The sequence below is a fragment of the Devosia alba genome (genome assembly GCF_039938915.1).
In the GTDB taxonomy this organism is placed as follows: Bacteria; Pseudomonadota; Alphaproteobacteria; order Rhizobiales; family Devosiaceae; genus Devosia; species Devosia alba.
This window is the reverse complement of record NZ_JBDUUI010000009.1, coordinates 26,304-52,719: the sequence shown is the minus strand read 5'-3', so window position 1 is coordinate 52,719 and position 26,416 is coordinate 26,304. Positions and strand designations below refer to the sequence as shown.

Annotated in this window: 29 protein-coding genes; 13 read left to right on the top strand and 16 right to left on the bottom strand. The window is 60.8% G+C overall.

Features of this window, described 5'->3' with window-relative positions; genetic code table 11:
• Positions 1 to 53 precede the first annotated feature (53 nt).
• The 3 genes from ABFY71_RS13675 to ABFY71_RS13665 all read right to left on the bottom strand — a co-directional run bounded on the left by ABFY71_RS13675 (position 54) and on the right by ABFY71_RS13665 (position 2,983).
• A complete protein-coding gene (locus ABFY71_RS13675; RefSeq protein WP_347946595.1) occupies positions 54 to 983 on the bottom strand; it encodes an electron transfer flavoprotein subunit alpha/FixB family protein in 930 nt (309 codons plus the stop codon).
• Positions 983 to 1,750, bottom strand: a complete 768-nt coding sequence (locus ABFY71_RS13670; protein ID WP_347946594.1) for an electron transfer flavoprotein subunit beta/FixA family protein — start codon at positions 1,748 to 1,750, stop codon at positions 983 to 985. The genes ABFY71_RS13675 and ABFY71_RS13670 overlap by 1 nt, the downstream gene beginning before the upstream one ends.
• Before the next feature lie 606 nt (positions 1,751 to 2,356).
• Positions 2,357 to 2,983, bottom strand: a complete 627-nt coding sequence (locus ABFY71_RS13665) for a peroxiredoxin (protein ID WP_347946593.1) — start codon at positions 2,981 to 2,983, stop codon at positions 2,357 to 2,359.
• Positions 2,984 to 3,337: 354 nt separating this feature from the next.
• Between ABFY71_RS13665 and ABFY71_RS13660 the strand changes: the two genes are divergently transcribed.
• The 5 genes from ABFY71_RS13660 (at position 3,338) to ABFY71_RS13640 (ending at position 8,222) form a co-directional block, all read left to right on the top strand.
• Positions 3,338 to 4,525 carry an efflux RND transporter periplasmic adaptor subunit gene (locus ABFY71_RS13660; RefSeq protein ID WP_347946592.1) on the top strand — a complete coding sequence of 396 codons (1,188 nt, stop codon included), beginning with the start codon at positions 3,338 to 3,340 and terminating at the stop codon, positions 4,523 to 4,525.
• Positions 4,525 to 5,268: an ABC transporter ATP-binding protein gene (locus ABFY71_RS13655; protein ID WP_347946591.1), complete on the top strand. Its 744-nt coding sequence runs from the start codon at positions 4,525 to 4,527 to the stop codon at positions 5,266 to 5,268. The genes ABFY71_RS13660 and ABFY71_RS13655 overlap by 1 nt, the downstream gene beginning before the upstream one ends.
• Entirely contained in the window at positions 5,265 to 6,476 is a 1,212-nt protein-coding gene (locus ABFY71_RS13650) for an ABC transporter permease (RefSeq protein WP_347946590.1), read from the top strand. The genes ABFY71_RS13655 and ABFY71_RS13650 overlap by 4 nt, the downstream gene beginning before the upstream one ends.
• Positions 6,477 to 6,668: 192 nt before the next feature.
• Positions 6,669 to 7,838, top strand: a complete 1,170-nt coding sequence (locus ABFY71_RS13645; RefSeq protein ID WP_347946589.1) for a M20 aminoacylase family protein — start codon at positions 6,669 to 6,671, stop codon at positions 7,836 to 7,838.
• Positions 7,839 to 7,925: 87 nt separating this feature from the next.
• On the top strand, positions 7,926 to 8,222 hold the full coding sequence (locus ABFY71_RS13640) for a hypothetical protein (RefSeq protein ID WP_305580389.1): 297 nt from the start codon (positions 7,926 to 7,928) through the stop codon (positions 8,220 to 8,222).
• Between the two features lie 96 nt (positions 8,223 to 8,318).
• Here the strand turns inward: ABFY71_RS13640 and ABFY71_RS13635 are convergent, their stop codons facing one another.
• The 4 genes from ABFY71_RS13635 to ABFY71_RS13620 all read right to left on the bottom strand — a co-directional run bounded on the left by ABFY71_RS13635 (position 8,319) and on the right by ABFY71_RS13620 (position 12,790).
• Entirely contained in the window at positions 8,319 to 9,965 is a 1,647-nt protein-coding gene (locus tag ABFY71_RS13635) for an alpha-glucosidase (protein ID WP_347946588.1), read from the bottom strand.
• Between the two features lie 96 nt (positions 9,966 to 10,061).
• The gene (locus ABFY71_RS13630; protein WP_347946587.1) at positions 10,062 to 10,991 is read right to left on the bottom strand and encodes a 2-hydroxyacid dehydrogenase; all 930 of its coding nucleotides are present in this window, start codon (positions 10,989 to 10,991) and stop codon (positions 10,062 to 10,064) included.
• 157 nt (positions 10,992 to 11,148) lie between these two features.
• Positions 11,149 to 11,748 (bottom strand): hypothetical protein, encoded by a 600-nt coding sequence (locus ABFY71_RS13625; protein WP_347946586.1) that lies wholly within the window; start codon positions 11,746 to 11,748, stop codon positions 11,149 to 11,151.
• 106 nt (positions 11,749 to 11,854) lie between these two features.
• On the bottom strand, positions 11,855 to 12,790 hold the full coding sequence (locus tag ABFY71_RS13620) for an AEC family transporter (RefSeq protein WP_347946585.1): 936 nt from the start codon (positions 12,788 to 12,790) through the stop codon (positions 11,855 to 11,857).
• 184 nt (positions 12,791 to 12,974) lie between these two features.
• On the opposite strand from ABFY71_RS13620, the gene glpD reads away from it, so the two are divergent.
• Both glpD and glpK read left to right on the top strand, forming a co-directional pair.
• A complete protein-coding gene (gene glpD / locus ABFY71_RS13615; RefSeq protein ID WP_347946584.1) occupies positions 12,975 to 14,474 on the top strand; it encodes a glycerol-3-phosphate dehydrogenase in 1,500 nt (499 codons plus the stop codon).
• A 57-nt stretch (positions 14,475 to 14,531) separates the two neighbouring features.
• Entirely contained in the window at positions 14,532 to 16,019 is a 1,488-nt protein-coding gene (gene glpK, locus ABFY71_RS13610) for a glycerol kinase GlpK (protein ID WP_347946583.1), read from the top strand.
• Here the strand turns inward: glpK and ABFY71_RS13605 are convergent.
• Positions 16,016 to 16,522, bottom strand: a complete 507-nt coding sequence (locus ABFY71_RS13605) for a CAP domain-containing protein (RefSeq protein WP_347946582.1) — start codon at positions 16,520 to 16,522, stop codon at positions 16,016 to 16,018. The two genes, glpK and ABFY71_RS13605, sit on opposite strands and share 4 nt — an antisense overlap.
• 129 nt (positions 16,523 to 16,651) lie before the next feature.
• On the bottom strand, positions 16,652 to 17,500 hold the full coding sequence (locus tag ABFY71_RS13600) for an aminoglycoside phosphotransferase family protein (RefSeq protein WP_347946581.1): 849 nt from the start codon (positions 17,498 to 17,500) through the stop codon (positions 16,652 to 16,654).
• A 216-nt stretch (positions 17,501 to 17,716) separates the two neighbouring features.
• Between ABFY71_RS13600 and ABFY71_RS13595 the strand changes: the two genes are divergently transcribed.
• Positions 17,717 to 17,893, top strand: a complete 177-nt coding sequence (locus ABFY71_RS13595; protein ID WP_347946580.1) for a hypothetical protein — start codon at positions 17,717 to 17,719, stop codon at positions 17,891 to 17,893.
• Positions 17,894 to 17,962: 69 nt separating this feature from the next.
• On the opposite strand, the gene uxaC is transcribed toward ABFY71_RS13595, so the two are convergent.
• Positions 17,963 to 19,405: a glucuronate isomerase gene (gene uxaC, locus ABFY71_RS13590; RefSeq protein ID WP_431021542.1), complete on the bottom strand. Its 1,443-nt coding sequence runs from the start codon at positions 19,403 to 19,405 to the stop codon at positions 17,963 to 17,965.
• A 179-nt stretch (positions 19,406 to 19,584) separates the two neighbouring features.
• Here uxaC and ABFY71_RS13585 point away from each other — a divergent pair, with 179 nt between their 5' ends.
• The gene (locus ABFY71_RS13585) at positions 19,585 to 19,752 is read left to right on the top strand and encodes a hypothetical protein (protein WP_347946578.1); all 168 of its coding nucleotides are present in this window, start codon (positions 19,585 to 19,587) and stop codon (positions 19,750 to 19,752) included.
• A 106-nt stretch (positions 19,753 to 19,858) separates the two neighbouring features.
• Here ABFY71_RS13585 and ABFY71_RS13580 read toward each other — a convergent pair whose 3' ends face one another.
• Positions 19,859 to 20,605 carry an SDR family NAD(P)-dependent oxidoreductase gene (locus tag ABFY71_RS13580; protein ID WP_347946577.1) on the bottom strand — a complete coding sequence of 249 codons (747 nt, stop codon included), beginning with the start codon at positions 20,603 to 20,605 and terminating at the stop codon, positions 19,859 to 19,861.
• A gap of 548 nt (positions 20,606 to 21,153) precedes the next feature.
• Here ABFY71_RS13580 and ABFY71_RS13575 point away from each other — a divergent pair.
• From ABFY71_RS13575 to ABFY71_RS13560, 4 genes are all read left to right on the top strand, one after another.
• Positions 21,154 to 21,651, top strand: coding sequence for a hypothetical protein (locus ABFY71_RS13575; protein ID WP_347946576.1), 498 nt, complete (start codon positions 21,154 to 21,156; stop codon positions 21,649 to 21,651).
• Positions 21,648 to 22,004 carry a hypothetical protein gene (locus tag ABFY71_RS13570; protein WP_305580361.1) on the top strand — a complete coding sequence of 119 codons (357 nt, stop codon included), beginning with the start codon at positions 21,648 to 21,650 and terminating at the stop codon, positions 22,002 to 22,004. The genes ABFY71_RS13575 and ABFY71_RS13570 overlap by 4 nt, the downstream gene beginning before the upstream one ends.
• A gap of 66 nt (positions 22,005 to 22,070) precedes the next feature.
• Positions 22,071 to 22,535 carry a hypothetical protein gene (locus ABFY71_RS13565; RefSeq protein ID WP_347946575.1) on the top strand — a complete coding sequence of 155 codons (465 nt, stop codon included), beginning with the start codon at positions 22,071 to 22,073 and terminating at the stop codon, positions 22,533 to 22,535.
• Positions 22,536 to 22,543: 8 nt separating this feature from the next.
• The gene (locus ABFY71_RS13560) at positions 22,544 to 23,020 is read left to right on the top strand and encodes a hypothetical protein (protein WP_305580358.1); all 477 of its coding nucleotides are present in this window, start codon (positions 22,544 to 22,546) and stop codon (positions 23,018 to 23,020) included.
• Between the two features lie 43 nt (positions 23,021 to 23,063).
• On the opposite strand, the gene ABFY71_RS13555 is transcribed toward ABFY71_RS13560, so the two are convergent.
• The 5 genes from ABFY71_RS13555 to ABFY71_RS13535 all read right to left on the bottom strand — a co-directional run bounded on the left by ABFY71_RS13555 (position 23,064) and on the right by ABFY71_RS13535 (position 26,410).
• Entirely contained in the window at positions 23,064 to 23,345 is a 282-nt protein-coding gene (locus tag ABFY71_RS13555) for an Arm DNA-binding domain-containing protein (RefSeq protein ID WP_347946574.1), read from the bottom strand.
• A 191-nt stretch (positions 23,346 to 23,536) separates the two neighbouring features.
• A complete protein-coding gene (locus ABFY71_RS13550) occupies positions 23,537 to 24,040 on the bottom strand; it encodes a hypothetical protein (RefSeq protein ID WP_347946573.1) in 504 nt (167 codons plus the stop codon).
• 83 nt (positions 24,041 to 24,123) lie between these two features.
• Positions 24,124 to 24,414 (bottom strand): hypothetical protein, encoded by a 291-nt coding sequence (locus tag ABFY71_RS13545; RefSeq protein WP_347946572.1) that lies wholly within the window; start codon positions 24,412 to 24,414, stop codon positions 24,124 to 24,126.
• Between the two features lie 269 nt (positions 24,415 to 24,683).
• On the bottom strand, positions 24,684 to 25,919 hold the full coding sequence (locus ABFY71_RS13540) for a tyrosine-type recombinase/integrase (RefSeq protein ID WP_347946571.1): 1,236 nt from the start codon (positions 25,917 to 25,919) through the stop codon (positions 24,684 to 24,686).
• A complete protein-coding gene (locus ABFY71_RS13535; protein WP_347946570.1) occupies positions 25,916 to 26,410 on the bottom strand; it encodes an Arc family DNA-binding protein in 495 nt (164 codons plus the stop codon). Before ABFY71_RS13535 ends, ABFY71_RS13540 begins: the two co-directional genes overlap by 4 nt.
• Positions 26,411 to 26,416 lie beyond the last annotated feature (6 nt).

The window sequence follows — 26,416 nt, the reverse complement described above, 5'->3', positions numbered from 1 at the left end:
GAAAGGCAGGGTCTTTATAGGCGGCGGAGAGATTTTTGCAATCGCATAGCGGTTCAGCGGGAGACGCCGAGGCGGTCCAGTTCGGCGGTCAATTGCGGAATGATTTCAAACAGATCGCCGATCAAGGCGAGGTCGGCCAGCTTGACCAGTGGCGCTTCGGCATCGGTATTGATAGCGACGATTTTCTTGGCGCCCTGAATGCCGGCCAGGTGCTGCAGGGCCCCGGAAATGCCGATGGCGATGTAGAGATCGGGAGCGATGATCTTGCCGGTCTGGCCGATCTGCCAATCATTGGGGGCGTAGCCGGCGTCGACAGCCGCGCGGGTCGCACCGACCGCAGCACCTAGTTTTTTAGCAAGAGATTCAAGCAGTTGATAGTTCTCAGCCGAGCCCAGCGCCACGCCGCCGCCAATCACGATCTGGGCGGTGGCGAGATCGGCGGTATCACTTTGCGTGCGATCGCTGCGCAGCAGCTTGACGACAGAATCCAGCGCACTATCAAGCACTTCGATCGGTGCAGCAGGGCCAGCAGGGGCGGCGCGGAAGGCCGAGGCGCGCAGGGTCAGGACGTGGCGAGGTTGATTGTCGGTGACCGTCTGCAGCGCGTTGCCGGCATAGATGGGGCGGACAAAGCGGTTGGGACCGAGAATTTCGACCACATCGGTGACGGGCATCAGATCGAGCTTTGCCGCGACACCTGGCATTCGATCTCTTCCAGCACTTCCGGCCGATTGAATAACGTAGAGATACCCTGCGGCCAGTTTTTCGATCACCTGAGAATCGGCATCCGACGTGCCAGGGCCCTGGGCCACCAGCACTTTGGCGACACCGGCGAGCTTTGCAGCTTCGGTTGCAACATTGGCTGCGTCCTGTCCCAGGACCAGCAGATCGATCGGCCCCAATTGACTTGCCGCATGCACCACGCGGGCGGTGGCCGGCGATAGCGTGCCGAGATCATGGTCGGCAATAACCAGAACGCTCATCACAGCGCCTCCATCTGCGAGACTTCGGCGGCAATATAGGCGGCCAGCTCGGAGGAGGAGCCGACAGTCTTTCCTGCCACACGTTCAGCAGGCGGGGATATCTTTTCGACGACAAGACGCGGGGCGAGGTCGACACCGCATTCGGCGGCGGGGCGCACGGCGAGCGGCTTGGAACGCGCCTTCATCACCATGGGCAAAGCGGCATTGCGGGGCGTGTTGAGGCGCAGATCGGCGGTGACCACGGCAGGCAGCGGCAGGGCGACCGTCTCGCGGCCGGAATCTACCTCGCGGGTGACTTCGAGCGCTTTGTTGCCCGGCCCCACGACCTTGATCTCGGAGGCGAAGGTCGCCTGGGGGCGATTGGTGAGCGCGGCGAGCATCTGGCCGACATGATTGCTGTCGTCATCAATGGCCTGCTTGCCGAGCAGGACCAGGTCCGGGGTTTCCTCGGCGACGATCTTGGCCAGCAGCTTGGCAATGGCCAGGGTTTCGAGCGCTTCGTCGGTTTCAAGGAGAATGCCGCGATGGGCGCCCATGGCCAGCGCCGTCAGGATGACATCTGTTGCGGCCTTGGGGCCGATTGAGACAACGACGATTTCGTCCGCGTGCCCGGCTTCGGCCAATTGCACGGCCGCTTCCACCGCGTTCTTGCAGAAGGGGTTCATCGACAGGCGGACGCCGGCGGTTTCAACGCCGCTGCCGTCAGGGCGAACGCGGATGCGAACATTGTGATCGACGACGCGCTTGATGGCGACCAGGATTTTCATGCGACCCTCGGAGTGGTTAGGGGTGTCATGACAAATCACGGGCAGAGGAACAAGCCGCGTGCGAGAAATAATGGGCCAAGGGCGCGACGATTGTTGGAAAAGGCTGCCTGTCAGACCGCAACGGAGATTTGTGACGGGGTCGATGCCGCACCAGAGTGGCGGGTAAATCTAGCTTGAATACCGTCTCGCTATTCAAAACCTATCTTCTCAGCGCAGAACCCACTAGATTGGCAGGACCGTCAATGGCATGAGATTGAGCAGCGAAACCTTGGGAGCCTCGCTATGGAAAAATCAATCCAACGTCGTAATCCAATGCTCTCCTGGTGGATTGGCTTTGTTATTATCATGCCGTAGTCATTTACGCCGGCTATCGTTTTTCATGCCTCGACTGCGGTGCGGCATCAATATTTCCCGAGTTTTTGGTCCTCGCGGTGGTTCCTGCAGTTTATCTATCCCTGATGTATCTGTTGTTCCGCTATCAGGCCGAGGATGAGGCTCAAAGGCGGAAGTAGTCCGATCCGCGGCAGCGTTTTCATCACGCTCGCATCCTCTCCAGATGCGTCGGCCTCCGTCGGAAGCTCCGACAGAGGCGATCGTCTTTGGTCGTCAGATCTTGGTGGTCCGAAGGTAGGGCCTCACTTCGGTCCAGCCCTGTGGGAACAAGGTCTTTGCTTCGGCGTCCTTGATTGAAGGCGGGATGATTACGGTACCACCGGGGAGCCAATCGGCAGGGGTCGCGATCTTATTGGCGTCGCCGGTTTGCAGCGCGTCGATCACCCGCAAAATCTCGTCAAAGTTGCGGCCCACGTTCATCGGATAGGTCATCGTCAGCCGGATTTTCTTGTTTGGGTCAATGATGAACACCGAGCGGACAGCCGCAGTCGCGCTTTCGTTGGCATGGATCATCTCGTACAGGCGCGCAATCGAGCTGTCGGAATCTGCGATGATGGGGAATTTGACAGTCGTGTGCTGCGTGTCATTCACGTCTTCGATCCAGCTCAGATGCTCCTCGACCCCATCTGTGGACAGGCCGAGCGGCTTGACATGGCGCTTGGCGAACTCGTCGGCCAGTTGAGCGGTGCGGCCGATCTCGGTTGTGCAAACCGGGGTGAAGTCGCCAGGGTGACTGAAAAAGAATACCCAGTTGTCGCCGATCCAGTCGTGAAAGCTGATTTTACCGGTTGAAGTGTCTGCGGTGAAATCAGGCGCGGTATCGCCGATATGGATTCCCATTGAGTATCTCCTGTTCCTGTTGCGGGCACCCCGATCTCGGTCAGCGCGCCAATGCCAGCCTATGTGGCGGGTCCTAGTATCTAGGTATGTCGACTGGCAGGATTTGCAATGGCAACCAACGCCATAGCGAGCGTGCGGCCAAGACCAGCGTGGTCTCCCAATTGTTGCGCCATCAGGGACTTGCCAAGGCCGCAACTCCTGACCGGCATCAGAGACAAAGCCATCGCAGATATGGCGTGGCCCAATCCCGACGTTCCGGTAGTTGACCCACATCAATGTTCTGACGGCGGTCGCTGCTAGGGTGGCGGATGATTGGCGATACGCCCCGCCCCAATCTGGCTCAGGACTTGCCGCGTGCCAAACAAAACAGCCGAAATCGAAGCGATACTCGGCCAGTCCACATCGAAACGGAAGTGGCTCTGGCCCGTCATCATTGGGACCGGTCTGGTGTTGTCTGCAGGCGGCCTGTGGTTGTGGTGGCCGGGCACGGGGGCCCAGCGCGCGCCGCAATATGTGACCCAGGCCATTGATCGCGGTGACGTCACCGTCACGGTGACCGCCACCGGATCGGTGGAACCAACCAATGTTGTGGAGATTTCCACCGAACTGTCCGGCACGGTTCGGGCGGTCAATTTCGACTTCAACGATATTGTCAAAGCCGGGGATGTGCTGGCCCAGCTCGATACGGCCACGCTTGAAGCCAACCTCACCCGCGCCCGCGCCAATGTTGACGCGGCAGAAGCGCGGCTGGCGGAATCCCAGGCAACACTGGAAGAGATGGACCAGGCCTATGAACGCTCCCTGCAACTGGCAGACAAGGGCGTGGCCTCCGACCAGATGCTGCTAAGCGCCAAGTCCAATTTTTCCCGGGCAACGGCAGCGCTGCAGAGCGCAACTGCCAATGTGGCGATTGCCAAGGCTGATCTGGCGCTCAACGAGGCCAACCTCGCCAAGGCCTGCATCTGCGCACCGATTGACGGCATCATTCTGGATCGCAATGTCGAAATCGGTCAGATCCTGGCGGCGTCATTCTCCGCGCCGACGCTGTTTACCCTGGCGGAGGATCTGGCGCGCATGCAGTTGCAGGTCGATATCGATGAGGCCGATATCGGCCTGGTATCAGAAGGCGATCGGGCCTATTTCACCGTCGAGGCGTTCCAGAACAAGACCTTCCCCGCTGAAATTGCCGAATTGCGCTATGCCCCGCTCACCGTCAATGGCGTGGTCACCTACAAGGCCATCCTGGCCGTCGACAATACCGATCTGCTGCTGCGCCCCGGCATGACCGCGACGGCCACCATTACCGTTGCCGAAACCGCCGACGTGCTGCGCGTGCCCAATGCGGCGCTACGCTTCACGCCGACCATGACGGAATCGCTGCCCGCCGACACCGCAGGGCAGAAAACCGTCTGGGTGCTGCGCAATGATCAGGCGGAGCCCGTCACCATCGAGCCCGGCAGCAGCGATGGCAGCTTCACGGTCATTGTCAGCGGCGCGATTGCCGCTGGCGACCGCGTTATCGTTGATGCGGGCCCCAATTGATGACGTCGCGCGCGGTCTTGCCCGTTGAACCAGAAGAGGTGGCCGGTACGCTTATCGAGCTGCGCGGCATCACCAAGGTCTTTGGCAGCGGCGAAGCCGAAGTGCACGCCCTGCGCGGTATTGACCTGACGATAAAGCGTGGCGAATTCGTCGCCATTATGGGCCCCAGCGGCTCTGGCAAATCCACCGCCATGAACATTATCGGGTGCCTCGACACCCCCACGGCGGGAAGCTACCGGTTCGGTGGCGTCAATGTCGGCAATATCGATCGCAATCAGAGCGCGCTACTGCGGCGCAATTTCCTGGGTTTCGTGTTTCAGGGCTACAATCTGCTCGCCCGCACCTCGGCGCTCGACAATGTGGAATTGCCGCTGATCTATCAGGGCATCCCGAGTGACGTGCGGCGCCGAATGGCGCTGGAGGCCCTGGCCCGGGTGGGATTGACCGGGCGCGAGCACCACGACCCATCGCAGCTCTCGGGCGGACAGCAGCAACGCGTGGCCATCGCCCGCGCCATTGTCAGCCGCCCTGATGTGGTGCTGGCCGACGAGCCAACCGGCAATCTGGATACGGTAATGTCCGGGGACATCATGAAACTGCTGGTTGCCCTCAACCACGACGAGGGGATGACCATTGTCATGGTCACCCATGAGCCAGACATGGCCGCCTATGCCGAGCGGCTGATCAGCTTCCGGGACGGACGGATCGAGTCCGACACCGTGACCGAGGGGGTAGCGCGATGATCCTCGAAACCGGCAAACTGGCCATTCAGGCGATCTTTCGCAACGCCCTGCGCTCCTCGCTGACAGTGCTGGGCGTGGTGATCGGCGTAGCTGCCGTGATCGCCATGGTCACGCTGGGCCAGGGCACAACGGCCAGGGTTGCCACCGAAGTCGCCCAACTCGGCAGCAATCTGTTGATGATCATGCCCGGGCAGGCCGCCGGCGGGCCCGCTTCGGGCGCCACCAGTTCGGCAAGTTTCACCATTCGCGACGTCGACGCGGTCGCCGAGCAGATCCCCGGCGCCCTGACCGCGGCGCCCTATGCCTCGCGCTCAGTGACCCTGGTCTTTGGGGCAAAAAACTACACCTCGACCGTCACCGGCACCGACAATCGCTATTTCATCGCCCGCGACTGGCCTGTCGAACAAGGGCGTAGTTTTTACGAAAGTGAGCTGCAGGCAGGTAGTGCCGCCTGCATTATCGGGGACACCACCAGCGCAAATTTCTTCGGCAGCGGCGATCCGCTGGGTGAGACCATTCGCGTTGGCCAGATCTCCTGCCGCATCGTCGGCGTGCTGGCCTCGCGGGGCAGCTCCAGCTTTGGCGCTGACCAGGACGACACCGTCATCATGCCGCTGCGCACATTTCAGCGCCGCATTGCCGGCAATAGCGATGTCAACATGATCTATGTCGCCGTCCGGGAAGGGTTTTCGACCGAAAAAGTCGTGGGCGACATCGAACGCCTGATGCGCGAACGCCGCCAGATCGCCGCCGGAGGCGAGGATGATTTCAATGTCTTTGACATGGAACAGGTCGCCTCCATGCTCTCTACCGTTACCGGCATCCTGACGGGCCTGCTGGCCGCCGTGGCGGGGGTGAGCCTATTGGTTGGCGGTATTGGCATCATGAACATCATGCTGGTTTCGGTGACCGAACGGACCAAGGAAATCGGCATTCGCCTCGCCGTCGGCGCCTCCGAACGTCAGATCCTGATGCAATTCCTGGTTGAAGCCGTGGTGCTGTCGCTATTCGGCGGCATTATCGGCATCGGGTTGGGGCTTGGGCTGGCTGCCATTGCCGGCAGCATTCTTGAGGTGCCGTTCGTCGTCGATCCGCTGGTGGTGGTTGGCGCCTTCACCTTCTCGGCGGTGATCGGGGTGATCTTTGGCTATTTCCCGGCGCGCCAGGCAGCCCGCCTCAACCCCATCGAAGCCCTGCGCCGCGAGTAGCTTGCTGAATACGGCTTGGCGGGGAGCGAAAACGACCGATCCCCGGCCTTTGCAAAGGTCCGCTCGATACTGCGCTGCGGTCGATCCGGCTGACCCGTTTTGTCGCATGGCAATGGGCGGCCAAAAGCATGCTAGTGTTGACGCCATGGATTGGGTCAGTAACACTGACCCAGAATTATCGCCGGACCAAATATGCCCGTTCTCAACCGTATTGCCGAGTTTGCCGACGAAATCACCGCCTGGCGTCAGGATTTTCACGCCCATCCAGAGCTGCTGTATGCGGTGGAGCGAACGGCAGGGATTGTGGCGGATAAACTGCGTGCCTTTGGATGCGACAGTGTGGTGACCGGCATCGGCGGCACCGGCGTGGTGGGCATCATCCATGGCCGGGTCAATGCCAGTGGCCGCACCATCGGGCTACGCGCCGATATGGATGCGCTGCCGATCACCGAAAATACCGGCAAGGCCTATGCGTCCACTGTGGACGGCAAGATGCATGCATGCGGCCATGACGGGCACACGGCCATGCTGCTTGGCGCGGCGAAGTATCTGGCCGAGACGCGCAATTTCGATGGGCGGATCGCGTTGATCTTCCAGCCGGCCGAAGAGGGTGGCGCAGGCGCCAAGGCGATGCTGGACGACCGGCTGATCGAGCAGTTCGGGATCGACGAATTCTACGGCATGCACAATTGGCCGGGCATGCCGACGGGGCATTTCGGCATTCGCGCCGGCGGCATCATGGCGGCAACCGACCGGTTCTATATCGACATTGCCGGCCAGGGTGGCCACGCGGCGCGGCCGCAGACCACGATCGATCCGATCATCGTGGCGGCCAATATGATTGTGGGGATGCAGGCGATCGTGTCGCGCAATGTCGATCCGCTGGCCAGCGCGGTGCTATCGGTGACGATGCTGGAAGCGGGCGAAGCGGACAATGTGATTTCCCGCAGCGCCAAGATCACCGGCACGGTGCGCACGCTTGATCTGGGCGTGCAGGACCAGATCGAGCAGCGGCTGGCCGAATTCGTGCCGCAGTTCGCGGCCAGCTTTGGCGCAACGGCGACGGTGCGCTATGCGCGCGGTTATCCGGTGACGGTCAATGCGCCCGAGCAGACAGCATTTGCGGCAGCGGTGGCCGGGGAGGTTGCCGGCCATCAGCGGGTGGATACCGACGCACCACCATCCATGGGTGGCGAGGATTTCTCCTTCATGCTGGAGCAGCGCCCCGGCGCCTATATTTTCCTGGGCAATGGCGACAGCAGCGAATTGCACACCGATAGCTATGATTTCAATGACGCCGCGATTCCGGTGGGCACCAGTTTCTGGGCGCGGCTGGCCGAGCGGGCGCTGCCGGTCGGATAGGCTGTGGTCGCCATTTGATGGGCAGATCATACGGCGCGAAAGCGCCACAATCATTGGGCAAAATTCAGCTCAAACGGAGACCAGACCATGTTACGCACAAGCCTTGCTGCCCTTGCCCTGACGCTGCTGGCGTCCATGCCTGCCTATGCCGTGCTCTGCACCGATTCGGGCGGAACCCTCAGCTTCAGCTATGAAGAGAATGGCCAGATCAGAATTGATGAGCAGGCCCGCAATGAGCACGACATGCAGATGCTGCGCGAGCGTGGCGTCGACGCCGTCCGCGTCGAGCGCTGGGGCACGTGCATCCGGGCCTATGTGCGGCTGCCCGATGGCACCGAGGAAATGCAGTTCTTCAATCCCGGCAGCTATCGCCGCGCCTATTAAGCGGCGCCGAGACCGGGCTATCGCCCGTTCAGCCAGCGCCGCAGAGACCCGACCCCGACCGGCGCATGATGGCGCAGTCGGGGTTGTTTTATTGGCTCACGCCAGATCGGCGAAGGCGGCCGCGCTGGCGGAGGGCAATGCGATGAAGGCATAGCCATTGGCGCCCAATTGCAGCTTTGTGGCGTGCAGCACGGCGCCCGCCGAGACGGGTTCGAGCCGGGTGCCCGGCGGCAGACCGGTGACAGCAATGGCATGGTCATCGGCAGACAGGTTGAAGACGCAGAGCATGGCGCCGGCATCGGTGCTGCGGCGGAAGGCCAGGATGGGTTCGGCCAGATCGAAAAACGCGATGTCGCCCAGCGCCAGCATGGGGTGGGTTTTGCGCCAGGCCAGGATGGTGCGGTAAAACGCCAGGGTTGAGCCGGCGTCGGCGTTCTGGTCGGCAACATTGAGCGCGGACTGGGGGTATTTCACCGGCAGCCAGGGGGTGCCGCTGGTGAAGCCATTTGGGGCCTCACCGGCGTCCCAGGGCATGGGCGTGCGGCAGCCGTCACGTCCCTTGTCCTCGGGCCAGAAGCGGATGCCGCGCGGATCGGTGAGTTCTTCAAACAGCAGATCGGTTTCGGGCAGGCCCAGTTCCTCGCCCTGATAGAGGCAGACCGACCCCCTGAGCGCGAGCACCAGGGCGGCAGACTGGCGGGCCAGCGCGGCTGCAGACCGGCTGTGTGGGGCCCAGCGCGTGACATGGCGGGGCACGTCATGGTTGGAAAAGCTCCAGCACGGCCAGCCATCGGGGCCGATCTCGAAGAACTGTTCGATACGGCTGCGGAAATGGGCAGCAGTGAACTCGTCACCGAGAAAATCGAAGCCGTAGCACAAATGCAGCGTGTCGCCGCCAGAGGTGTATTGGGCCATCAATTGCACGGATTTGTGGCTGTCGCCGACCTCGCCCACCGAGGTTGCGCCAGGAAATTCATTGAGCAGGGCGCGGACGCGACGGAGGAAATCGAGGTTCTCCGGACGGCTCTTGGAAAACAGGTGCTCCTGCATGTCATAGGGATTGACGGCATAGGGCAGGTGTTCGTTTTTGAGCTTGTTGGGCGGGTTGGAGCGCAACTTGCTGTCGTGGAAGTAGTAATTGACGGTATCGAGCCGGAAGCCATCAATGCCGCGCTCCAGCCAGAAGCGCATGACGTCGAGCACGGCCTCCTGCACCTCGGCATTGTGGAAGTTGAGGTCGGGCTGGCTGGCGAGGAAATTGTGCAGGTAATACTGGCCCCGCGTCGGGTTCCACTCCCAGGCGCGGCCGCCGAACACGGCGGGCCAGTTATTGGGCGGGGAACCATCGGGCAAGGGATCGGCCCAGACATACCAGTCGGCCCGGGCATTGGTGCGACTGAGACGGGATTCCTCGAACCAGGGATGCCGGTCCGAGGTGTGGCTCACCACCTGGTCCATGATCACCTTGAGACCGCGCGCATGGGCCTGGTCGAGCAGGCTGTCAAAATCTTGCAGCGAGCCGAATAGGCGATCAACCTCACGATAGTCGGAGACGTCGTAGCCCATATCGTCCTGAGGTGACTGGGTGATGGGCGAGAGCCAGATGCAATCGACCCCCAGGCTGGCAATGTGATCGAGCCGGTCAATGATGCCGGGCAGATCGCCAACGCCATCGCCATTGCTGTCCTGAAACGAGCGGGGATAGACCTGATAGATCACTCCGCCGCGCCACCATTCCGTCATCTGCACGCTCCCGATTCAATACCTGTAGCTATGCGCATCAGGCACAAAGTTCCAGCGCGGTGGCCGGGTGGCGGGCATGCGCGGCTGTCTCAAGCGTCACACCACCGCGCTGATCAATGGCTCGCCGGCAAAATGGGCGTCGAGATTGGCGACGACCAGGGCGCCCATGGCGTTGCGGGTCTGGGTGGTGGCGCTGCCCTGGTGGGGCGAGAGCACGACATTGTCGAGGGCGAAGAAGGCCTCGGGCATGGCGGGTTCGTTTTCGAAGACATCGAGTGCGGCGCCGCCGAGGTCGCCCGTCTGCAACAGCTCAAGCATGGCGGCTTCGTCGATCAGCGTGCCGCGGGCGACGTTGACGATATTGCCCTGGGGACCCAAAGCCTCGAGCACTTCGCGCGACACGATGCGCTCGGTGCCCTTGCCACCCGGCGCGATGACGACCAGCCAGTCGCTGTCGCGGGCCATGTCGACCAGGTTGTCGTAAAAGACGTGCGGCTCGCTCTCCTGGCGCTTGCGGCCGTAATAGACGACACGCATCTTCATGGCCTGGGCGCGGGCGGCGATTTCCTTGCCGATGCGGCCAAGGCCCAAAATGCCGACGGTCTTGCCGGTGAGTTCGGAGAACAGACCCATATTGCCGTTGGGCCATTTGCCCTGACGGACGAACTGATCGGCCTGGGGAATGCGGCGCGCCAGCGCGATCATCAGGCCGATGGTGAGCTCGGCCACGGCGTCGTTGAGGACATTTGGGGTATTGGTGACGCGCACATTGGCGGCGCGGGCCGCGGCGGTGTCGATCGAATCATAGCCGACACCAAAATTGGCAATGATCTCGAGCGCGGGTAGTTGGGCGATGAGATCGGCATTGACCGCGCCACCCGCAATGGCCCGCAGGCGCGGGGCGAGTTGGGCAATCAGGGCCGCCTTGTCGGCCGCCTCATGCAGCTTGTGAACCGTGAAGCGCTCGGCCAATGCCACCTCGCAGGACTCGAGCAGCTTGTGGGTCTGGAGAATTTCGATGGTCATGGCGCGCTCACGGCAAGGGGAGATGAACAAGGCGGTACCATACAAGCGGAGGCCAGTGGCGCAAATAGTTCTCTCGAACCGTGGCTGGCCTGGATGGCGTACACTCACTGATGCAATTGGTGCGGGCGGTGGGTTTCCGAAAGCAGAAGGGCGGGGGCTAGAAGCGGTACCGCATGCCGATGACCTGGGCATTGGCGCCGTCGGCCATGCCACCCAATGTGCCCCAGGCACCCGAGCGGTGCTGCACCCGGTAGAACAGCTCAATCTCGGGATTGTCGACGGTGGAGACGGCAATCTCGGGCGCCATGAAGAACAGCAGGCTTGGATCGGCATTGCGGCGCTGCGCGCGCTCGGCTTCAATGCCAATGGGATTGGTGACGGCGCTGAGACCCACGGTGATGGCGGGCGAAATGCGCAGGTTTTCGCCGAGGTGGAAGCCGTCATAGCGCGCCACGGCACCAAGCCATGCTTCGCCGCTGACGATAACGCCACCGCGCAGGGCAAGCCCCGCTTCAAGGCCCAGATGCAGATCGGTCAGCGGTTCGGCGACGAATTTCTGATAGCCACCACCGAGGACAAAATTGTCCTCATACCTGGCACTAATCGGCACCAGCGATCCCTCGATATAGGCATTGACGTAGCGCCCGGCGAAACCGAACACGGCATCATCCAGCGCAACGTCCTGCGCTGAGACGGCCGAGGGCAGAGAGAAAGAGCCCGCGAGCAGTGTGAGGAGGAAGACCAGAACAATGCGCAAATCATATCCGCCAGCTATGCAAAACACTGACGGGGAATGGCTTGGCATCCCGAAGAGTTCCGACAGACCATCAATCGTGATTGGTGCTGCCGGGGGCGAAGGCGCCCTATAGGCTGAGGATATAGAGCCAGAGAGAGATGGTCAGCGCCGACGCCATGGTGGCGATCAGGATGGTGTTGGCGGCAACGCTGACACCGCGATTGTAGTAGGTGGCAAAGATATAGACGTTGACCCCGGCAGGCATGGCCGAGAGCAGAATGCCGTAGCGCGCGATTTCCATCGGGACATGAAACACCCAGATCATCAGCACATAGGCGATGGCGGGGTGGACGATCAGCTTGATGAGCGCGGCGATCAGCGCCTGCTGCCAATTGTCGGAGAGTTTGAACTCGTTGAGCGCCCCACCAATGCCGAACAGGGCGGCGGGGACCACCGCCTGGCTCATCATGCGCAGGAAGGCGTCGGCCGGTTCGATCAGTTGCAGGCCGGCGAAATAGCCGACCATGCCGGCGGCAATACCCCAGATCAGCGGATTGGAAGCCACGCGCTTGCCGGCAGTCACCAGGGTGCGCCCGAGCGAGGCCCCGTCCCGGCGCATCAGTTCAATGGTGATCATGCCGGTGGTGAGCAGGATGGCGCCGTGCAGGCCGATAATGGAGAGCACGACGGGCAGTGCGTCCACGCCATAGGCGCGCTGGATGATGGGCAGGCCCACCAGCACGGTATTGGTGAACATGCCCGAAAAACCGACCGAAACAGCAACGCCGGGGCTGTTGCCGAAGCCGCGCAGGGCAATGACGATGCCCAGGACAAAGCAGGTCAGCGCCCCAATGTAAAATGGTCCGATGATCGCCGGATTGAACGCGGCGGCGAAGTCGCTGGTGACCAGGGAATGAAACAGCAGGCAGGGCGTGGCAAAATTGTTGACGAAGGCGATGAGGCTCTTGATGCCCTCAGCCGGGAACAGTTTCAGACGCACGGCGCCGAAACCAAGCCCCATCAGGGCGAAGATGGGCAGAATGACGTTAATGATGGCGATCATGGCCGAGGGTTCCGGGACCGGAGGGCCCCCTGCCCTACGCCGCCGCACCAATGGGGTCAATGCAGATCTGGTATGGTAGATCAAGGTCGTGGGCAAGATCATCTGCAAAGCAGAAAATCGAAACTCTGCGCTTCCTATCCGAAATGCAAACGCGTAGAAACGAAAGCAACAGAGGATGGAATCCATGCGCGTGAGCGACAGTGTCGATATCTTTGTCATCGGCGGCGGCATCAACGGCGCCAGCGTGGCGCGGGATGCGGTGGGCCGCGGCTATTCGGTCGCCCTGGCCGAGATGAACGACCTCGCCTCGGGCACCTCGTCGGCGGCGACCAAGTTGGTGCATGGCGGGCTGCGCTATCTCGAGCATTACGAATTCCGGCTGGTGCATGAGGCGCTGGCGGAACGCGAAGTGCTGTGGGCCGCCGCGCCGCACATCATCTGGCCGCTGCGCTTCGTGTTGCCGCATCACAAAGGCTTGCGCCCGGCGGTGATCCTGCGCGCCGGGCTGGCAATGTATGACTATATGGGCGGGCGGCGCCTGCTGCCGCCGACCAAGACGCTGGATCTGCAAAAGGACATTACCGGCAAGCCGCTGAAGCCAGGCTTCAAGCTGGGGTTTGAGTATTCCGACTGCTGGGTTGACGATGCCCGCTTCGTGGTACTGAACACGCGCGACGCCGCTGATCGTGGCGCCACGGTGCATGTGCGCACCAAGGTGACCAGCCTGCGCCGGGACCAGGGCGGATGGATTGTCGAACTGGACGGCGAATCCGGGCACCAAACCGTGCGGACGAAGCTGGTGGTCAATGCCGCCGGGCCATGGGTGGACGAGGTGATCACCGGGGCAATGGGCCAGAACGGCGCGCATAATGTGCGGCTGGTCAAAGGCAGCCATCTTGTGGTGCACAAACTCTATGAGCACGACCGCTGCTACATTTTCCAGAATAGCGACGGGCGGATCATTTTCGCAATTCCCTATGAAGGCGATTACACGCTGATCGGCACCACGGACGAGGATTATGAGGGCGACCCCAGGGACGTCAAAATCTCCGATGCCGAAACCGACTATCTGCTGAGCGCGGCTAGTGAATATTTCGCCAAGCCGCTGACGCGGGCCGATATCCACTGGAGCTATTCGGGCGTGCGGCCGCTGTTTGACGATGGCGCCAGCGCGGCGCAGGAAGCAACCCGCGACTATGTGCTCAAACTCGATGGCGATGCGGCAAGCGGCGCGGCGATCAATGTGTTTGGCGGCAAGTTGACCACCTCGCGCCGGCTGGCCGAGTCGGTGCTGGAAAAAATCGAAGAGGTGCTGGGGGCCAAGGGTAAACCGTGGACCAAGAAGAGCACCCTGCCCGGCGGCGATTTTGAACCCCTGGCTTTCGACGCCGAAGTACGCCGGCTGGGCAAGGATTACCCCGAACTGCCCAAGAGTCTGGTGCACAGGTTGACTAGGCTCTATGGCACCAGGGCGCGCCGGCTGCTGGGCGAGCGACAGGACCTGGCCAGCCTGGGGCAGCATTTCGGCGCCGATCTCTATGCCGCCGAAGTGGATTATCTAGTTGCCCATGAGTGGGCGCGAACGGCACAAGACGTGTTGTGGCGGCGCACCAAGCTGGGGCTGCGGGTTAGTGCTGAGGATGTGGCGCGGCTGGAAGCCTATATGGCGCGCAAGGCACTTTAGCGGAATGCTTCCTTTTCCCCTTGCGGGAGAGGGCTAAAGGAGGCGGAGGAGACGAGCATGACCAAGTATATTCTGGCGATCGATCAGGGCACGACCTCGAGCCGGGCGATGGTATTCGCGCAGGATCGCAGCATTGCCGGGGTGGGTCAGAAGGAGTTCGCCCAGATTTTCCCCCAGGATGGCTGGGTAGAACATGATCCCGAGGAAATCTGGGAAAGCGTGGTCTGGGCGGTCAAGACGGCGCTGAGCGAGGCCAGGATCACGGCTGGCGATGTGGCGGCCATCGGCATCACCAATCAACGCGAAACCACGCTGATCTGGGATCGACAGACCGGCAAAGCCATTCACAACGCCATTGTCTGGCAGGACCGGCGCACGGCGGGCTATTGCGCCAAGCTCAAGCAGGACGGGCATGAAGCGCTGGTTACCGACAAGACCGGTCTGCTGCTCGACCCGTATTTTTCCGGCACCAAGATCAAGTGGCTACTAGACAATGTCGAGGGCGCGCGGCAACGGGCCGAGGCGGGCGAACTGGCATTTGGGACCATTGACAGCTTTCTGATCTGGCGGCTGACCGGCGGCGCATCGCATGTGACGGACGCCACCAATGCGGGCCGTACGCTATTGTTCGATATTGCAGCTAATGGCTGGGACGAGCAGCTATTGGCGCTATTCACGGTGCCCGCCGCCTTGCTGCCCGAGGTCAAGGATTGCGCCGCTGATTTCGGCACCACCGAGGCCAGCCTGTTCGGTGCGGCCATGCCGATCCTGGGGGTCGCAGGCGACCAGCATGCCGCCAGTATCGGGCAGGCATGCTTTGAGCCCGGCATGCTGAAATCGACCTATGGCACGGGGTGCTTTGCCCTGCTCAATACCGGCACGGACATGGTGCGCTCGAAGAACCGCCTGCTCACCACCATTGCCTATCGGCTGGACGGGCAGACGATTTATGCGCTGGAAGGCTCGATCTTTATTGCCGGCGCTGCGGTGCAGTGGATCCGAGACGGGCTGAAACTGGTCAAGCATGCCAGCGAAACCGGACCGCTGGCCCGCACTGCAGATCCGAGCCAGAGTGTTTATATGGTGCCGGCTTTTGTCGGCCTCGGGGCGCCGTGGTGGGATGCCGATGCGCGGGGGGCAATCTATGGGTTGACCCGCAATTCAGGCCCGGCCGAGATCGCCAAGGCGGCGCTGGAGGCGGTGTGCTACCAGACGCGCGACCTGCTCGAAGCCATGCGCAAGGACTGGGGCGAGAGCGGCAAGACAGTGCTGCGCGTCGATGGCGGCATGGTGGCGTCGGACTGGACCATGCAGTTTCTGGCCGACATATTGGACGCGCCGGTGGACAGACCCAAAATCCTTGAAACCACGGCGCTGGGCGCGGCGTGGCTGGCAGGATCGAAGGCGGGGGTCTGGCCTGGAATGGCCGAATTTTCTCAGAGTTGGGCACTGGACCAGCGGTTCACCCCGGAAATGGATGCCGCCACGCGGGACGCCAAGATCAAGGGCTGGGATGATGCGGTGCGGCGGACGCTGACGGTTTAGATTGCCCGCAGCCAGGGGGCGAAGCTGCCGCCGGCGATCATCGCCCAATAGACCTTGCCGCTGGAGGTAGTGGCCGCAGCCAGGCCGAATTCGGTGAATTTTGGGTTGAGCAGGGTCGAGCGGTGGCCTGACGAGTTCATCCAGCCCTCAATTGCAGCAGGCAAATCCTTATAGCCCTTGGCGACGTTTTCGCCGACGGCGCCGATATAGCCAGCGACGGTGACACGCTGGCGCAGGGTGACGCCCAGATTGTGGCTGAGAGTGTTCTTCTGCGCCATCAGGCGGGCGTGCGACCGGGCGGCATTTTCCAGCTGCGTATTGTAGGTCCAGGGCGGCGCCCCATTGGCCGCGCGAACGGCGTTGATGGCCGTCAGGATTTCCGCATCGGTCAGGGTCTCGGGCGTGCTGGCCGATTTGGGCAATACCGGGATGGTCGATGAACAAGCGGCCAGAATTGCAGCGGCGCCAAAAACGAGAAAGCTGCGGCGGGCCAGTAACGTCATCAAATACACTCCGGAATGGCGTCCTGTGGCAGGATAATTGCGGCGTTTTGGCGTCGCGCCTTCCGCACCACTGTGTGAGATAATTGCGCAGGCGGGGTTGCCAGATGATGAAAATGGCCGGTCGCGACGTCAAGCCTGATCGTGGGCACTGAGCAGCAGCGGCAAGGCGGCCAGATCGACGGCAATCGACTTGCCTGCTGCCAGATTCCAGCAGGCGCTCAGCGCGGAATGGGCTGCGGCCCAGCCCAACATCCGCTTGCGGTCGTAACCGAGCCGGTCAGCGAAGGCATCGAGCAGCGCCTGAATGCGGCGGGGATCCTTGACCAGATCGGGCATGCCAACCGGATTGCGAAATATGTTGGCCAGATCATAGAGCGGATCGCCGAGCAGACCCTTGGGATCGATAGCCAGCCAGCCGCGATCGGCGGACAGGATATTGTCGTGATGGAGGTCCCCATGCAGCGGTATCTGTGCCGAGGGGCGATCAAACAGCTTGAGCGTAATGCCACTGGCCCGGGCAAACAGGTCGCGCGCCGTGTGCGGCCAGGCGCGGATATCGGTGTCAAACAGTGGCTGAAAATGCGCGCGCAGCGGCAGCAGGTGTTCGGGCGCACCGGGACGGGGGCCATGCAGGCTGGCCGTCAGCGAGCAGATGGCAATGGTCGCCTGATCATCATGGCCGGCGCGCACCGCGTCACCCAGCGTGCCGCCGTCGAGCCATTCCATGAAGATGGTATCACCATGAATGTCGAATATTGTCGCTGCGCCATTGCCGCCATACCAGTTCATCAGTTCGGCGCCGCGGCGTTCCGCTTCGGCTGCAACGGGCTTGAGAATTTTCAGCACGGCAAAGTTGCGGCCGTTCTGCTCGACCTTGAACAGCGCGCTGCCTGGGGTGTCGGCAATCGGCGTCGACTTGGTGAGGGACCAACGGATCATGGCGCGGCTGAGCGCGGTTTCGATGGGCGACTGATTCATCATGAAAGCCATTAGAGCAGAACGGTGGCAAGGATTCGACTGGCACCGGCATCAGGCCGGAAAAGTTGATCAGATATGGCGGCGCCATGTCGTCGATCAATCGCATTTGACACAAAATCAAGCATATTGCGTGAAAAGCGCCCGCCAACAACGCTTGTTTAGCGGCTGAGGGCGCATGGTGGGAGATGCACAAGCAATAGCTGGGGAGGACTAGCTATGACGCATCATGGTTACAATGAACCGCACCGACAAACCGCGATGAGCGACATCATCACTGCCGAGGAAGCGCGGCCCGGCCTGCTGCGGCAGGTCCGCAATGGGATTGGCGGGCTGATCGTGCTGCTGCTCACCGGGCTGGTGCTGATGATCGTAGTACTATGGAAATCGCCCTAGGCCGCCCCACAATACAAGAACCCCGGCCGAGGGCCGGGGTGAGTTGTGACCGCGCAGCAACGCCGCGCACTATTTGATGCGATAGGCATCCTTGGCGGCCTGGTAGCTCAGATGTTTGGCGATATCGGTGGCCGATGAGCGCGACAGGCGGTTCTCGCCAACCCAGCGCCCAAGGAAACCACAGACTTCGCGGCGCCAGACATCGTGCCGGGCCGGAATCGACAGCAAGGCCCGCGTATCGTCGTTAAAGCCTGCCAGATTATAGAAGCCGGCAGTTTCCACGACCTGATCGAGATAGCGCCGAATGCCCTGCGGGCTATCATGGAACCACCAGGGAGGGCCGATCATCAGCGATGGCCAGTAGCCGGCCATGGGCGCCAGTTCGCGCGCATAGGTGGTTTCATCAAGCACGAACATGATGACGCGCAGATTGGGCTCATTGCCGCAACGGGCGAGCAACGCACGCAGGCCGTTGACATAATCGGTGGTGCCCGGAATGTCGGCGCCCAGATCGGTGCCACGTTCGGCCAGCAGCAGCGGATCGGTATTGCGGCGCGAGCCGGCGTGGATCTGCATGACCATGCCGTCCTCAACAGCCAGCAGGGCCATTTCGGTCAGCATCTGGGCGCGGAACAGTTCGGCATCCTCGGCGGTGTGGCTGCCGGCCAGCACCCGGTCGAGCAGCGCCTGCTTTTCGACCAGCGGCAGATCTGCCGTGTTGGCCGTCGGCACACCATGGTCGGTGGCGACGGCGCCGTGCTGCCGGAAATAGTCGCGGCGATTGCGATGGGCGTTGATCAGCCCGGCCCATCTGGTGATGTCCTCGCCGGCCAGTTCGCCAAATTTCTGCAGGTTTTCGGCAATGGCGGGGCGGCTGGGATCGGTGACGTCATCAGGGCGATAGGTGGTGCGGACGCGGCCGAGATAGCCATCGGCCTTCATCTTTTGATGATGCAGCAAGGTATCGAGGGCGAATTCGGTGGTGGCAATAACTTCCACCTTGGCGCTGTCGAGAATGGCGCGTGGCAGGAGATCGGGCGTGGCCAGCGCAGCATCAATGCGGTCGTAGATGGCGTCGGCGGTCTGGGCTGAAAGCTCTTCCTCGATGCCAAAGGCCGCCATGAGCGAATGATCGACCCAGGTCTTGGAGGGTGTGCCGGCAAACAGGTGATAGTTGGCGGCGAACAGGCGCCAGGCGTCGCGCCCGCTGGCAACCGGCCCGCCATCCTTGCGGGGCACGCCCAAATCATCATAGCTCAGGCCCCTGCTGCGCAGCATGCGCAACACATAATGGTCGGGCGTCAGAAACAGGCTGGCTGGATCGGAAAAGCGCGCATTGTTGGCAAACCAGGCCGGGTCAGTGTGACCGTGCGGGCTGATCAGCGGGAGGCCCTGGACCTCGGCATAAAGCTGGCGGGCAATGGTCTGAGCGGGCTCGGACGCGGGGAACAGGCGATCTGGGTGCAGGTGTGTCATCGGGCTTGTTTGCCATGATCCGTGCCCGGAATCAATGATCTGCCATACAAGATTTGGGCCGGTGGCGTTTATTGTACATTAACCGCGTTTGCAGCATGGATTTCGCCGTTTATTGGCGTGGGACTACCCTGCCAGGCAGCGGGTGAGAACAGCGCAATGCGGCGGCCCGGCGACCGATCCGGCACCGGATCGGCAAGCTGTGGGGATAATTGACAATGGCGCATCTCGACATCCATTCCGCCGCTGACAGCCTCGACGATACACGGCGGCACGCTCGCCAAACCGGGCAGCTGCAGCACGTCCAGATCATGCTGGCGGCGGCTGGCATCACCGCCGTGTCGATCGTTGTGGTCGCGGCAACGGTGATGACGACACTGCTGTAGTCCGGACCCCTGCCGGCCCAGATTCGTGGCGCCATGCCTGCCCTGAGCAGCGCGGCGGGCCGATCAGCACCCGCCCTACCCTTGGCTGCGCCGTCCGCAGCAGGCATCAATAGGTGGTGCGGCCGCCCGAGAGGTCAAAGACGCTGGCGGTAGTGAAACTGTTGTCCTTGCTGACCAGCCAGGCCACCATGGCGGCGGCTTCGTCGACTTCAAGGAGGCGCCCGCGCGGGATGCGCACCAGCATATAGTCGATGAATTCGGGGGTCAGGGTATCGAGAATGCGCGTCCTGGCGGTGGCCGGGGTGATGGCGTTGACCGCGATATCGAACCTGGCCAACTCCTTTCCCAGCGATTTGGTGAGGCCAATAACGCCGGCCTTGGCTGCCGAATAGGCCGAGAGATTGGGATTGCCCTCCTTGCCAGCCACCGAGGCGATATTGACGATGCGCCCATAATTGCGGGCCTTCATGGCGGTGATTACGGCCTTGTTGACGTAAAACGTGCCATTCAAATTGATCTCGACCACACGGCGCCATTCCTCCGGGTCGTAATCCTCAACGCTGGTATTGGAGCCAGCAATGCCGGCGGAATTGACCAGAATGGACACCGGGCCGATCTCGCGTTCAGCCGCGGCATGGGCCTGCACCAGTCCGGGATAGTCGGTGATGTCGACCACCATGGAGGAAGCAGCAGCACCCAGGGCCAGGGTGGCTTGCGACAGCCTGTCGGCATCAACATCCCACAGACTGACCCGCGCGCCGCTGTCGACCAGGCGCTGGGCAATGGCAAAACCGAGGCCTTGGGCGCCGCCGGTGACAACGGCTACCTGGCCGTGCAGATCAATCTGGTTCATGGCATCCGCCTTCACTAATGGACTATGCACGGCACATCGGGGCGCACTGCACCATTCCGATTCCCGTCATCGGATAGTTGAGCGCGACGCCGCAACAGACAAGCCCCGGCAGCGCTGATGCGTCCGGTGGCCGGCGAGCGCCGGTCTAGAAGCTGCCGGCCAATTCCCCAAGCGGGTACGGCTTGGAGCCAATGAGTGGGCTGGGTGGAGTCGGCGGTTCAGGACTGGCTACAAGAACGCCTCGACCGTCTAGATCAGACCTCTCGGCACTCCTAACCAGGAGCGGGGTGGCCGGTGGAGCCAACCATCGCGCCACCCAGCGTCAGATTGTATGCATACAAGTGGACCAGCATTGCTCATTGTCCGCATACAAATCTCCGGCTGCATTGATGATTTGCCTCCGTATCGTCATGTCGTCGCGTATTCGATATTGGCCATATGTGTTCCCGGAGAAACAACAGAAGGCCGCCTCTAAATTCTCCCCATTGACTCAATTGCACAGTTGAGCGCCTTATTAAGAAGCCGTGTCTATCTTGGGGAGGACGAAGTTGACATTATTTCAGAAATGGATTCGTGTCGCTCGAGCCGTAGTATGGGTATTGACGCTGATGCTCTCTGCGACAGTACTTTCGGCGTGTACCTCGACAATTGCGGGTTACAGCCTTGAAGCCTACACGCTCGCGACCGGCCTCAAAGCGCGCTCCTTGGCAGTCGTCCAACTTTCAACTGAGTCATTTTCTACTCACGCAGAGGTCGTTGACCAGCTTCTAGTTGATATTGACGCCGCCTACGAATTCGCGGCTGGAATTCCCAACAACAAGATAGCCGCCGAGCAATGGGCGCTCCTGCGCGACCCATCAGAGGCCTTGTTGGGTGGTTACTTTGCGTTTTGGGAGATTGAAGAGCCAGGTGGTGTATCGGAGTATTTCCGCGACCAATCCAAGGAAATTATCGCTGAAGCCTTTAATTTTATTATTTGTCTAGAGGTGAACAAACAACAAGCAAGTTCCTGCTCCGAACTCAAAACGCCGGAGGGTGTACTGTGAATCCGCAAGAGATCATCGAGCAAGCTGCCGCAAATTGGCATAGCGCCGCTGAGGAAGTTGGCCAGAAGATCGTCGATCTGGGCGCTGATGCGATTAGGCGGCTCGTGGAGGACGCCACGACCGACGGACAAGCACAACTGAAGTCGTCGCAAAAGAAGCTCGTTGAGTGGACCGCAGCGCTCGCCGAGGGAACGATCAATCGGGAAGAGTACACTCATCTCATCAAGAGCCGAGTGTCACTCCTGAAGTTTCACACGCTTACAGAGGCCGGTATTGCGCAGGCCCGAATCGAGCTCTTCCGCAAGGCGCTCATCAACTTGATCACAAACACCGCCATCAAAGCTATCACCTAGACCACTTGGCTGCTGTCAGCGAGTCGTTCACCAACCGCAACGCCTGAAGTTTCCATGGAGGCAAACGTGAAGAGGTTGCTTACAATACTGACGTTGACTGTCCTTCTTGCCTACCCCTCCGCCGCCTGCCCCGTCATAGAGACTGACTTTCCGGTATTTGCTGCACAGTCGCCTGATGTTCCTGCATTTGAAGGCAGGGATTGCCGCATCGAGGACTGGAAGGACCATGTTCGCGAGCTAGTCCGAACAAGAAGCGAGGTCGTGGAATTCGATGACGCGCGGGTTGATCATGACCGACGAGTGCGCGGCTTTGACCGGAACATCCAGCTCGCGTCACTGACCGACGCTTGCTCTGCAGAGGACGTGACGCGACTTACCCGCCTTGTACTCGAGGCCAACGCCATTAACCGCGGAGAGCGAAAGGATCTGTTTTGGTTGAAGCAACGCCGTATCCAATCTGCGATCGATCAGGCGGCGGTCAACATCCGCCGTCTCAGCCTTGATCTGAACTCCCAATGTACAGGTGAATAGGTGTCCTTATGCTTGATGACCGGATTTCATATATCAGCGTTATGATACATGTCGCGGAGTTCCTCCTTCCGCTTGTCGCGATTTCGCTGTTTGTTTCCTTGGTCTTGATCCCAATCTCACTGTACAACCTCGTGAGAACCAGAACTGCCGAAGCCACCAGGGTGTTTGGAAGTGAGGTCCTATTTGTCCTTAGCTTCTGCATTGTGGGATTTGTTGTCGGATTGATCATCCGACTTTTGGGGGGCTTCTCGCTGGGCACCAGTGAGTCTGGCGGACAGCCCGACACGTTCCAATTCATTGCCACGCTGGCCGCATCATTTGCCGCTATTACCGGCCTTTTTTTGGGAGAGGCCAAGTTGCACGATGCGACCATGGTGCGCCCGGTGGGAGCCGGCGCAGCTATCCTGATGATGATGGTAGGTTATCTTTATCTCGGCGGCATTCTTGCTGAAGTGGAATTTTTGGGCAGTGCACCCATGCTCTAGTCAACGCTGCGATGTCTATGGAATGCACACCCAGAAAGGTGAACTACCCGGTCCGCATATGCCCCGAGCGAACACAGGCTTCACGGCAGACTTCTAGTGCTTGCTCCTTTTCGGCATATCGATACTTGAGGCGCCACAGTTTGGAGCCGTTGGGCTGGGCCAAGAGATACAACCCGCCGCTATCGGCCAGTTTGTACGATTTTTCCTTAGGCTTGGCAGCCTTCACACCGAACTCAGACGGGGTATTGGGAGTATCCCTTCTGGGGGTATGTGGCGGTACCCCCGAATGATACCCCCAGCTTGATGTGAAGCAGGGGTGCTCCATGATGAGCTATCAGCAGCCAGCCTCGGCTAAACCATTTATTGACAATGGCTTAGGTGACGGCATGAGAAGTTATGAAAAGGAGAAATGGTGCCCGGGACCGGAATCGAACCAGTGACACGCGGATTTTCAATCTGGCATCAAGGCCCGCAACACAAAGCAATTTTTGAATTTGTGCCGCTCATGTGCCAGATCTATGGCTTCGCCTGCGGTGCGTCAGGAGTTACTGCGGCATCTCGGGAGGTGACTGCAGCTTCAGCAGCGACCGCGACAGCGGGTCTGCCTTCCCAGGCATCTGCAAGACCTCGAAGGCCGGCTGGCACAGTGTACCAACCAAAGGAGACACTACCAGCCAGACCACCGGCAAATAAGATTACCGCGATTGCGATCTTCACCTGATCCATCGGATCTTTTTGCATATAGCTGCGTATGAGCCGAACGATCCAGCTCTCGGGTCTTTTTGAAGCCAAGTTGGACATATGGATTGCGCCAGATATCAACTCGCACAAAACCTCAGTCTGGGCCTGAGTGAAGGGGCGAGTCTTGTGACCCTTGAGAACTTCGTTCGCCCGGTCAACAACTTCGCGATGTATGGCTTTGGCGTGTTCTTCCGGCTCTTCAGTGCGAAGAACTGCACGGAGAGTCTTGGCCGCACTTTGGGCAGCGCGCGCTCTATCGCCGTTGAGATTTTCGCCCACAGTTGAATCATCCAAACCCGACAAGGCATTACCAATGCCACAGGTTAATTCGAATGTCAGTTATGAACAGGGATACCTGTGGATTAACCAAAGGCTCGCGTCAGGACGTGCGCCAAGTTCTTGGCCAATGGTATCGAAAACTGACGGGCGTGAAGTTTTTTGAATAGCTCGGCTTCAACAAGCGTTCCGAACTCCCGCACAGTATCAATCATCGCATCGGTGATTGCTTCTGCTTCCCAGGTCTTGAAGGCGTCGTTCTGAGTTAGCTGACTGCGGACAGACGAAGCAATGTCAGACCAGCGCTCGTCATTGAGGCGGTAGTTTACTGCAGCAGATTGGCGTTCGTTTCGATCTTTGAGCAATGCGGCGCCCATTTCGTGTCCTTGCCCTTCCCCGAATGTGCACTCGGAACGTTAACCGTTGACTACCAATACAGTATCAAAACGGCTGAACTATACGACCACGAAGCCGGTCGATCACTAACCGAAGCACCGACACTATGAGTGTTCCACACACATTCGGCACTGTCAAACGGCTCCCGAACACCATGAGAACGGGTCTACTCGGTATATGTTCCATCACAGAGCCGATGACAAGATGTGTTCACTACAACGCTACCCTACGCCGCAATGGTCCATTGAAGTCACGCGAGAAACGCCGCCGCTGCCGAGCTCATCTGTCCGCCATCGTCCTGGCTGGGGAATAGATGGCTGTAGACGTCCATAGTGAGCGTGATGGAGCTATGGCCAAGGCGCGTCTGCACCTGCTTGGGTGTGAGCCCTAGCCCGCCCTCTTCCGGCCTATTGATCATCCAACTGGCATTGAAGTGCCGCAGGGCGTGCATGCCCGTGTACTTCGCCACCAAGATTGCATTGCCGTCAGGATCGAGCTTGCCGCTGTCCACCGTCACGCCGGCCTTGACCATGGCCGGGCACAGCCCGCGGTTGATGATGTTCGCCAGGCTTTCAACCTTGCCCTGCCCATTCGGGAAGACGAGCTCGAGCACCTTCACCGGGTTGCCGTCGGCATCCTTCTTGCCGGTGTCACGGCGTGGGCACTGCAGCTTCCATTCGCGCAAGGTGTTCGCCACCAGATCAGGCATGGGCACGTCCCGGTCCCCTGCATCCGACTTCGGGCGCCCGATGGCGTTGAAGCGATCGGCACGCTGCCGGACGTGAAGCAGCTTCTTGTCGAAATCGACGGCGGGCCAGGTCAGGCCACGGAGCTCCGACGCACGGAGACCACAGAAGATGGCCGTGAGCAACAACGGCCGCCAGCGCCCGGATAGCACACCCACAATCGCCTTGATTTCGACCGGGCTGGGAATGTCGACGCCGACGCGTAACCTGCCCTTGGCGCGCTTCTCCGCCTTTGCATCACTGTCCTGGCCTACACCGCGCATGTCCCGCACAATGTTGCGCGCTGTCCACCCTTCGCGCTGCGCCCGCGCCAGGATCGAGCCGAGCGACACGCGAACCTTGCGGATCATAGCCAGCGAGCGGCCATCATCGGCCAGGCGCCGCTCCCATGCGGCCAGAGCCGGCGCGTTGAAGGCGTTGAGCTTGGTGCCGCCGATATAGGGCTTAATGTGGAGATCCAGGTGCTGGCGGTATTGCGCGACGGTGGCCTGTTCCCTGCCAGCCTTTGCCTTGGTGGCAATCCACAGTTCGCCGGCTGCCGCGATTGTCTGGCTATCGGTGTCGGCGATGTGCACGCCGTCGGCAACTTCCGTCCCTGCCCGCTTCTCGAATGCAAGGGCATCCTTCTTCATCTTGAACTGCTTCCGGTGCCGCCGGCCATTGCCGTCGACATAGTCGGCGACCCAGGCCTCATTTGGGCCTGTGACCGGATCGGGCCAACGGCGTTTGCGGACGCTCATTCCTTGTCCGTCTTCGGGTTCGCCTTGGTCAGTTCATCAAGCACTCGCGATCCCTCTTCCAGATCGCGATCACGTTCTTCCCAATGCTTCTCCATGAAAGCTCTGCCTTCCGGTGTCGACCAGTACCTGAGGTCGCGACCGCCAGCAGGCTTACTCTCGTCTGGTGGCAATATTTCTGCAGCGACCAAGCCTAGACGCATCAGTTCTGCGGCGGCCTCATGCCATGTTTCTGCTCCCGAATAGCTTGAGGCATACACGCCAATGGCATCTGATATTTCCTCGCCGAACAGGTCGTTTATCCGCTTTGCGAGCACGAGCTCTCGGATACGCTCGAGCAGGACTGCATCGCCAAAATTGTCCTCGAACGAGGCTTGAAGGCGAGCAACCACCTCTGCCTTGAATGCACGATTGTTGCTCAGAGCCTCCTCTTCGAGGCGCTCTTTGAGTTCGGCCGGCAAGCGGACATTGATCTGGGGGTCATTTCTAGCCATGCAGCA

What these genes read in the sequence shown, in the direction of transcription:
- ABFY71_RS13545 (WP_347946572.1), bottom strand. Translation starts at nt 24,414, where the DNA reads ATGGGCGCCGCATTGCTCAAAGATCGAAACGAACGCCAATCTGCTGCA.
- ABFY71_RS13540 (WP_347946571.1), bottom strand. Translation starts at nt 25,919, where the DNA reads ATGAGCGTCCGCAAACGCCGTTGGCCCGATCCGGTCACAGGCCCAAAT.
- ABFY71_RS13620 (WP_347946585.1), bottom strand. Translation starts at nt 12,790, where the DNA reads ATGATCGCCATCATTAACGTCATTCTGCCCATCTTCGCCCTGATGGGG.
- ABFY71_RS13650 (WP_347946590.1), top strand. Translation starts at nt 5,265, where the DNA reads ATGATCCTCGAAACCGGCAAACTGGCCATTCAGGCGATCTTTCGCAAC.
- ABFY71_RS13665 (WP_347946593.1), bottom strand. Translation starts at nt 2,983, where the DNA reads ATGGGAATCCATATCGGCGATACCGCGCCTGATTTCACCGCAGACACT.
- ABFY71_RS13555 (WP_347946574.1), bottom strand. Translation starts at nt 23,345, where the DNA reads ATGGAGCACCCCTGCTTCACATCAAGCTGGGGGTATCATTCGGGGGTA.
- ABFY71_RS13670 (WP_347946594.1), bottom strand. Translation starts at nt 1,750, where the DNA reads ATGAAAATCCTGGTCGCCATCAAGCGCGTCGTCGATCACAATGTTCGC.
- ABFY71_RS13635 (WP_347946588.1), bottom strand. Translation starts at nt 9,965, where the DNA reads ATGACGGAATGGTGGCGCGGCGGAGTGATCTATCAGGTCTATCCCCGC.
- glpK (WP_347946583.1), top strand. Translation starts at nt 14,532, where the DNA reads ATGACCAAGTATATTCTGGCGATCGATCAGGGCACGACCTCGAGCCGG.
- ABFY71_RS13595 (WP_347946580.1), top strand. Translation starts at nt 17,717, where the DNA reads ATGACGCATCATGGTTACAATGAACCGCACCGACAAACCGCGATGAGC.
- ABFY71_RS13605 (WP_347946582.1), bottom strand. Translation starts at nt 16,522, where the DNA reads ATGACGTTACTGGCCCGCCGCAGCTTTCTCGTTTTTGGCGCCGCTGCA.
- ABFY71_RS13630 (WP_347946587.1), bottom strand. Translation starts at nt 10,991, where the DNA reads ATGACCATCGAAATTCTCCAGACCCACAAGCTGCTCGAGTCCTGCGAG.
- ABFY71_RS13535 (WP_347946570.1), bottom strand. Translation starts at nt 26,410, where the DNA reads ATGGCTAGAAATGACCCCCAGATCAATGTCCGCTTGCCGGCCGAACTC.
- ABFY71_RS13585 (WP_347946578.1), top strand. Translation starts at nt 19,585, where the DNA reads ATGGCGCATCTCGACATCCATTCCGCCGCTGACAGCCTCGACGATACA.
- ABFY71_RS13600 (WP_347946581.1), bottom strand. Translation starts at nt 17,500, where the DNA reads ATGAATCAGTCGCCCATCGAAACCGCGCTCAGCCGCGCCATGATCCGT.
- ABFY71_RS13645 (WP_347946589.1), top strand. Translation starts at nt 6,669, where the DNA reads ATGCCCGTTCTCAACCGTATTGCCGAGTTTGCCGACGAAATCACCGCC.
- glpD (WP_347946584.1), top strand. Translation starts at nt 12,975, where the DNA reads ATGCGCGTGAGCGACAGTGTCGATATCTTTGTCATCGGCGGCGGCATC.
- ABFY71_RS13675 (WP_347946595.1), bottom strand. Translation starts at nt 983, where the DNA reads ATGAGCGTTCTGGTTATTGCCGACCATGATCTCGGCACGCTATCGCCG.
- ABFY71_RS13560 (WP_305580358.1), top strand. Translation starts at nt 22,544, where the DNA reads ATGCTTGATGACCGGATTTCATATATCAGCGTTATGATACATGTCGCG.
- ABFY71_RS13580 (WP_347946577.1), bottom strand. Translation starts at nt 20,605, where the DNA reads ATGAACCAGATTGATCTGCACGGCCAGGTAGCCGTTGTCACCGGCGGC.
- ABFY71_RS13655 (WP_347946591.1), top strand. Translation starts at nt 4,525, where the DNA reads ATGACGTCGCGCGCGGTCTTGCCCGTTGAACCAGAAGAGGTGGCCGGT.
- ABFY71_RS13640 (WP_305580389.1), top strand. Translation starts at nt 7,926, where the DNA reads ATGTTACGCACAAGCCTTGCTGCCCTTGCCCTGACGCTGCTGGCGTCC.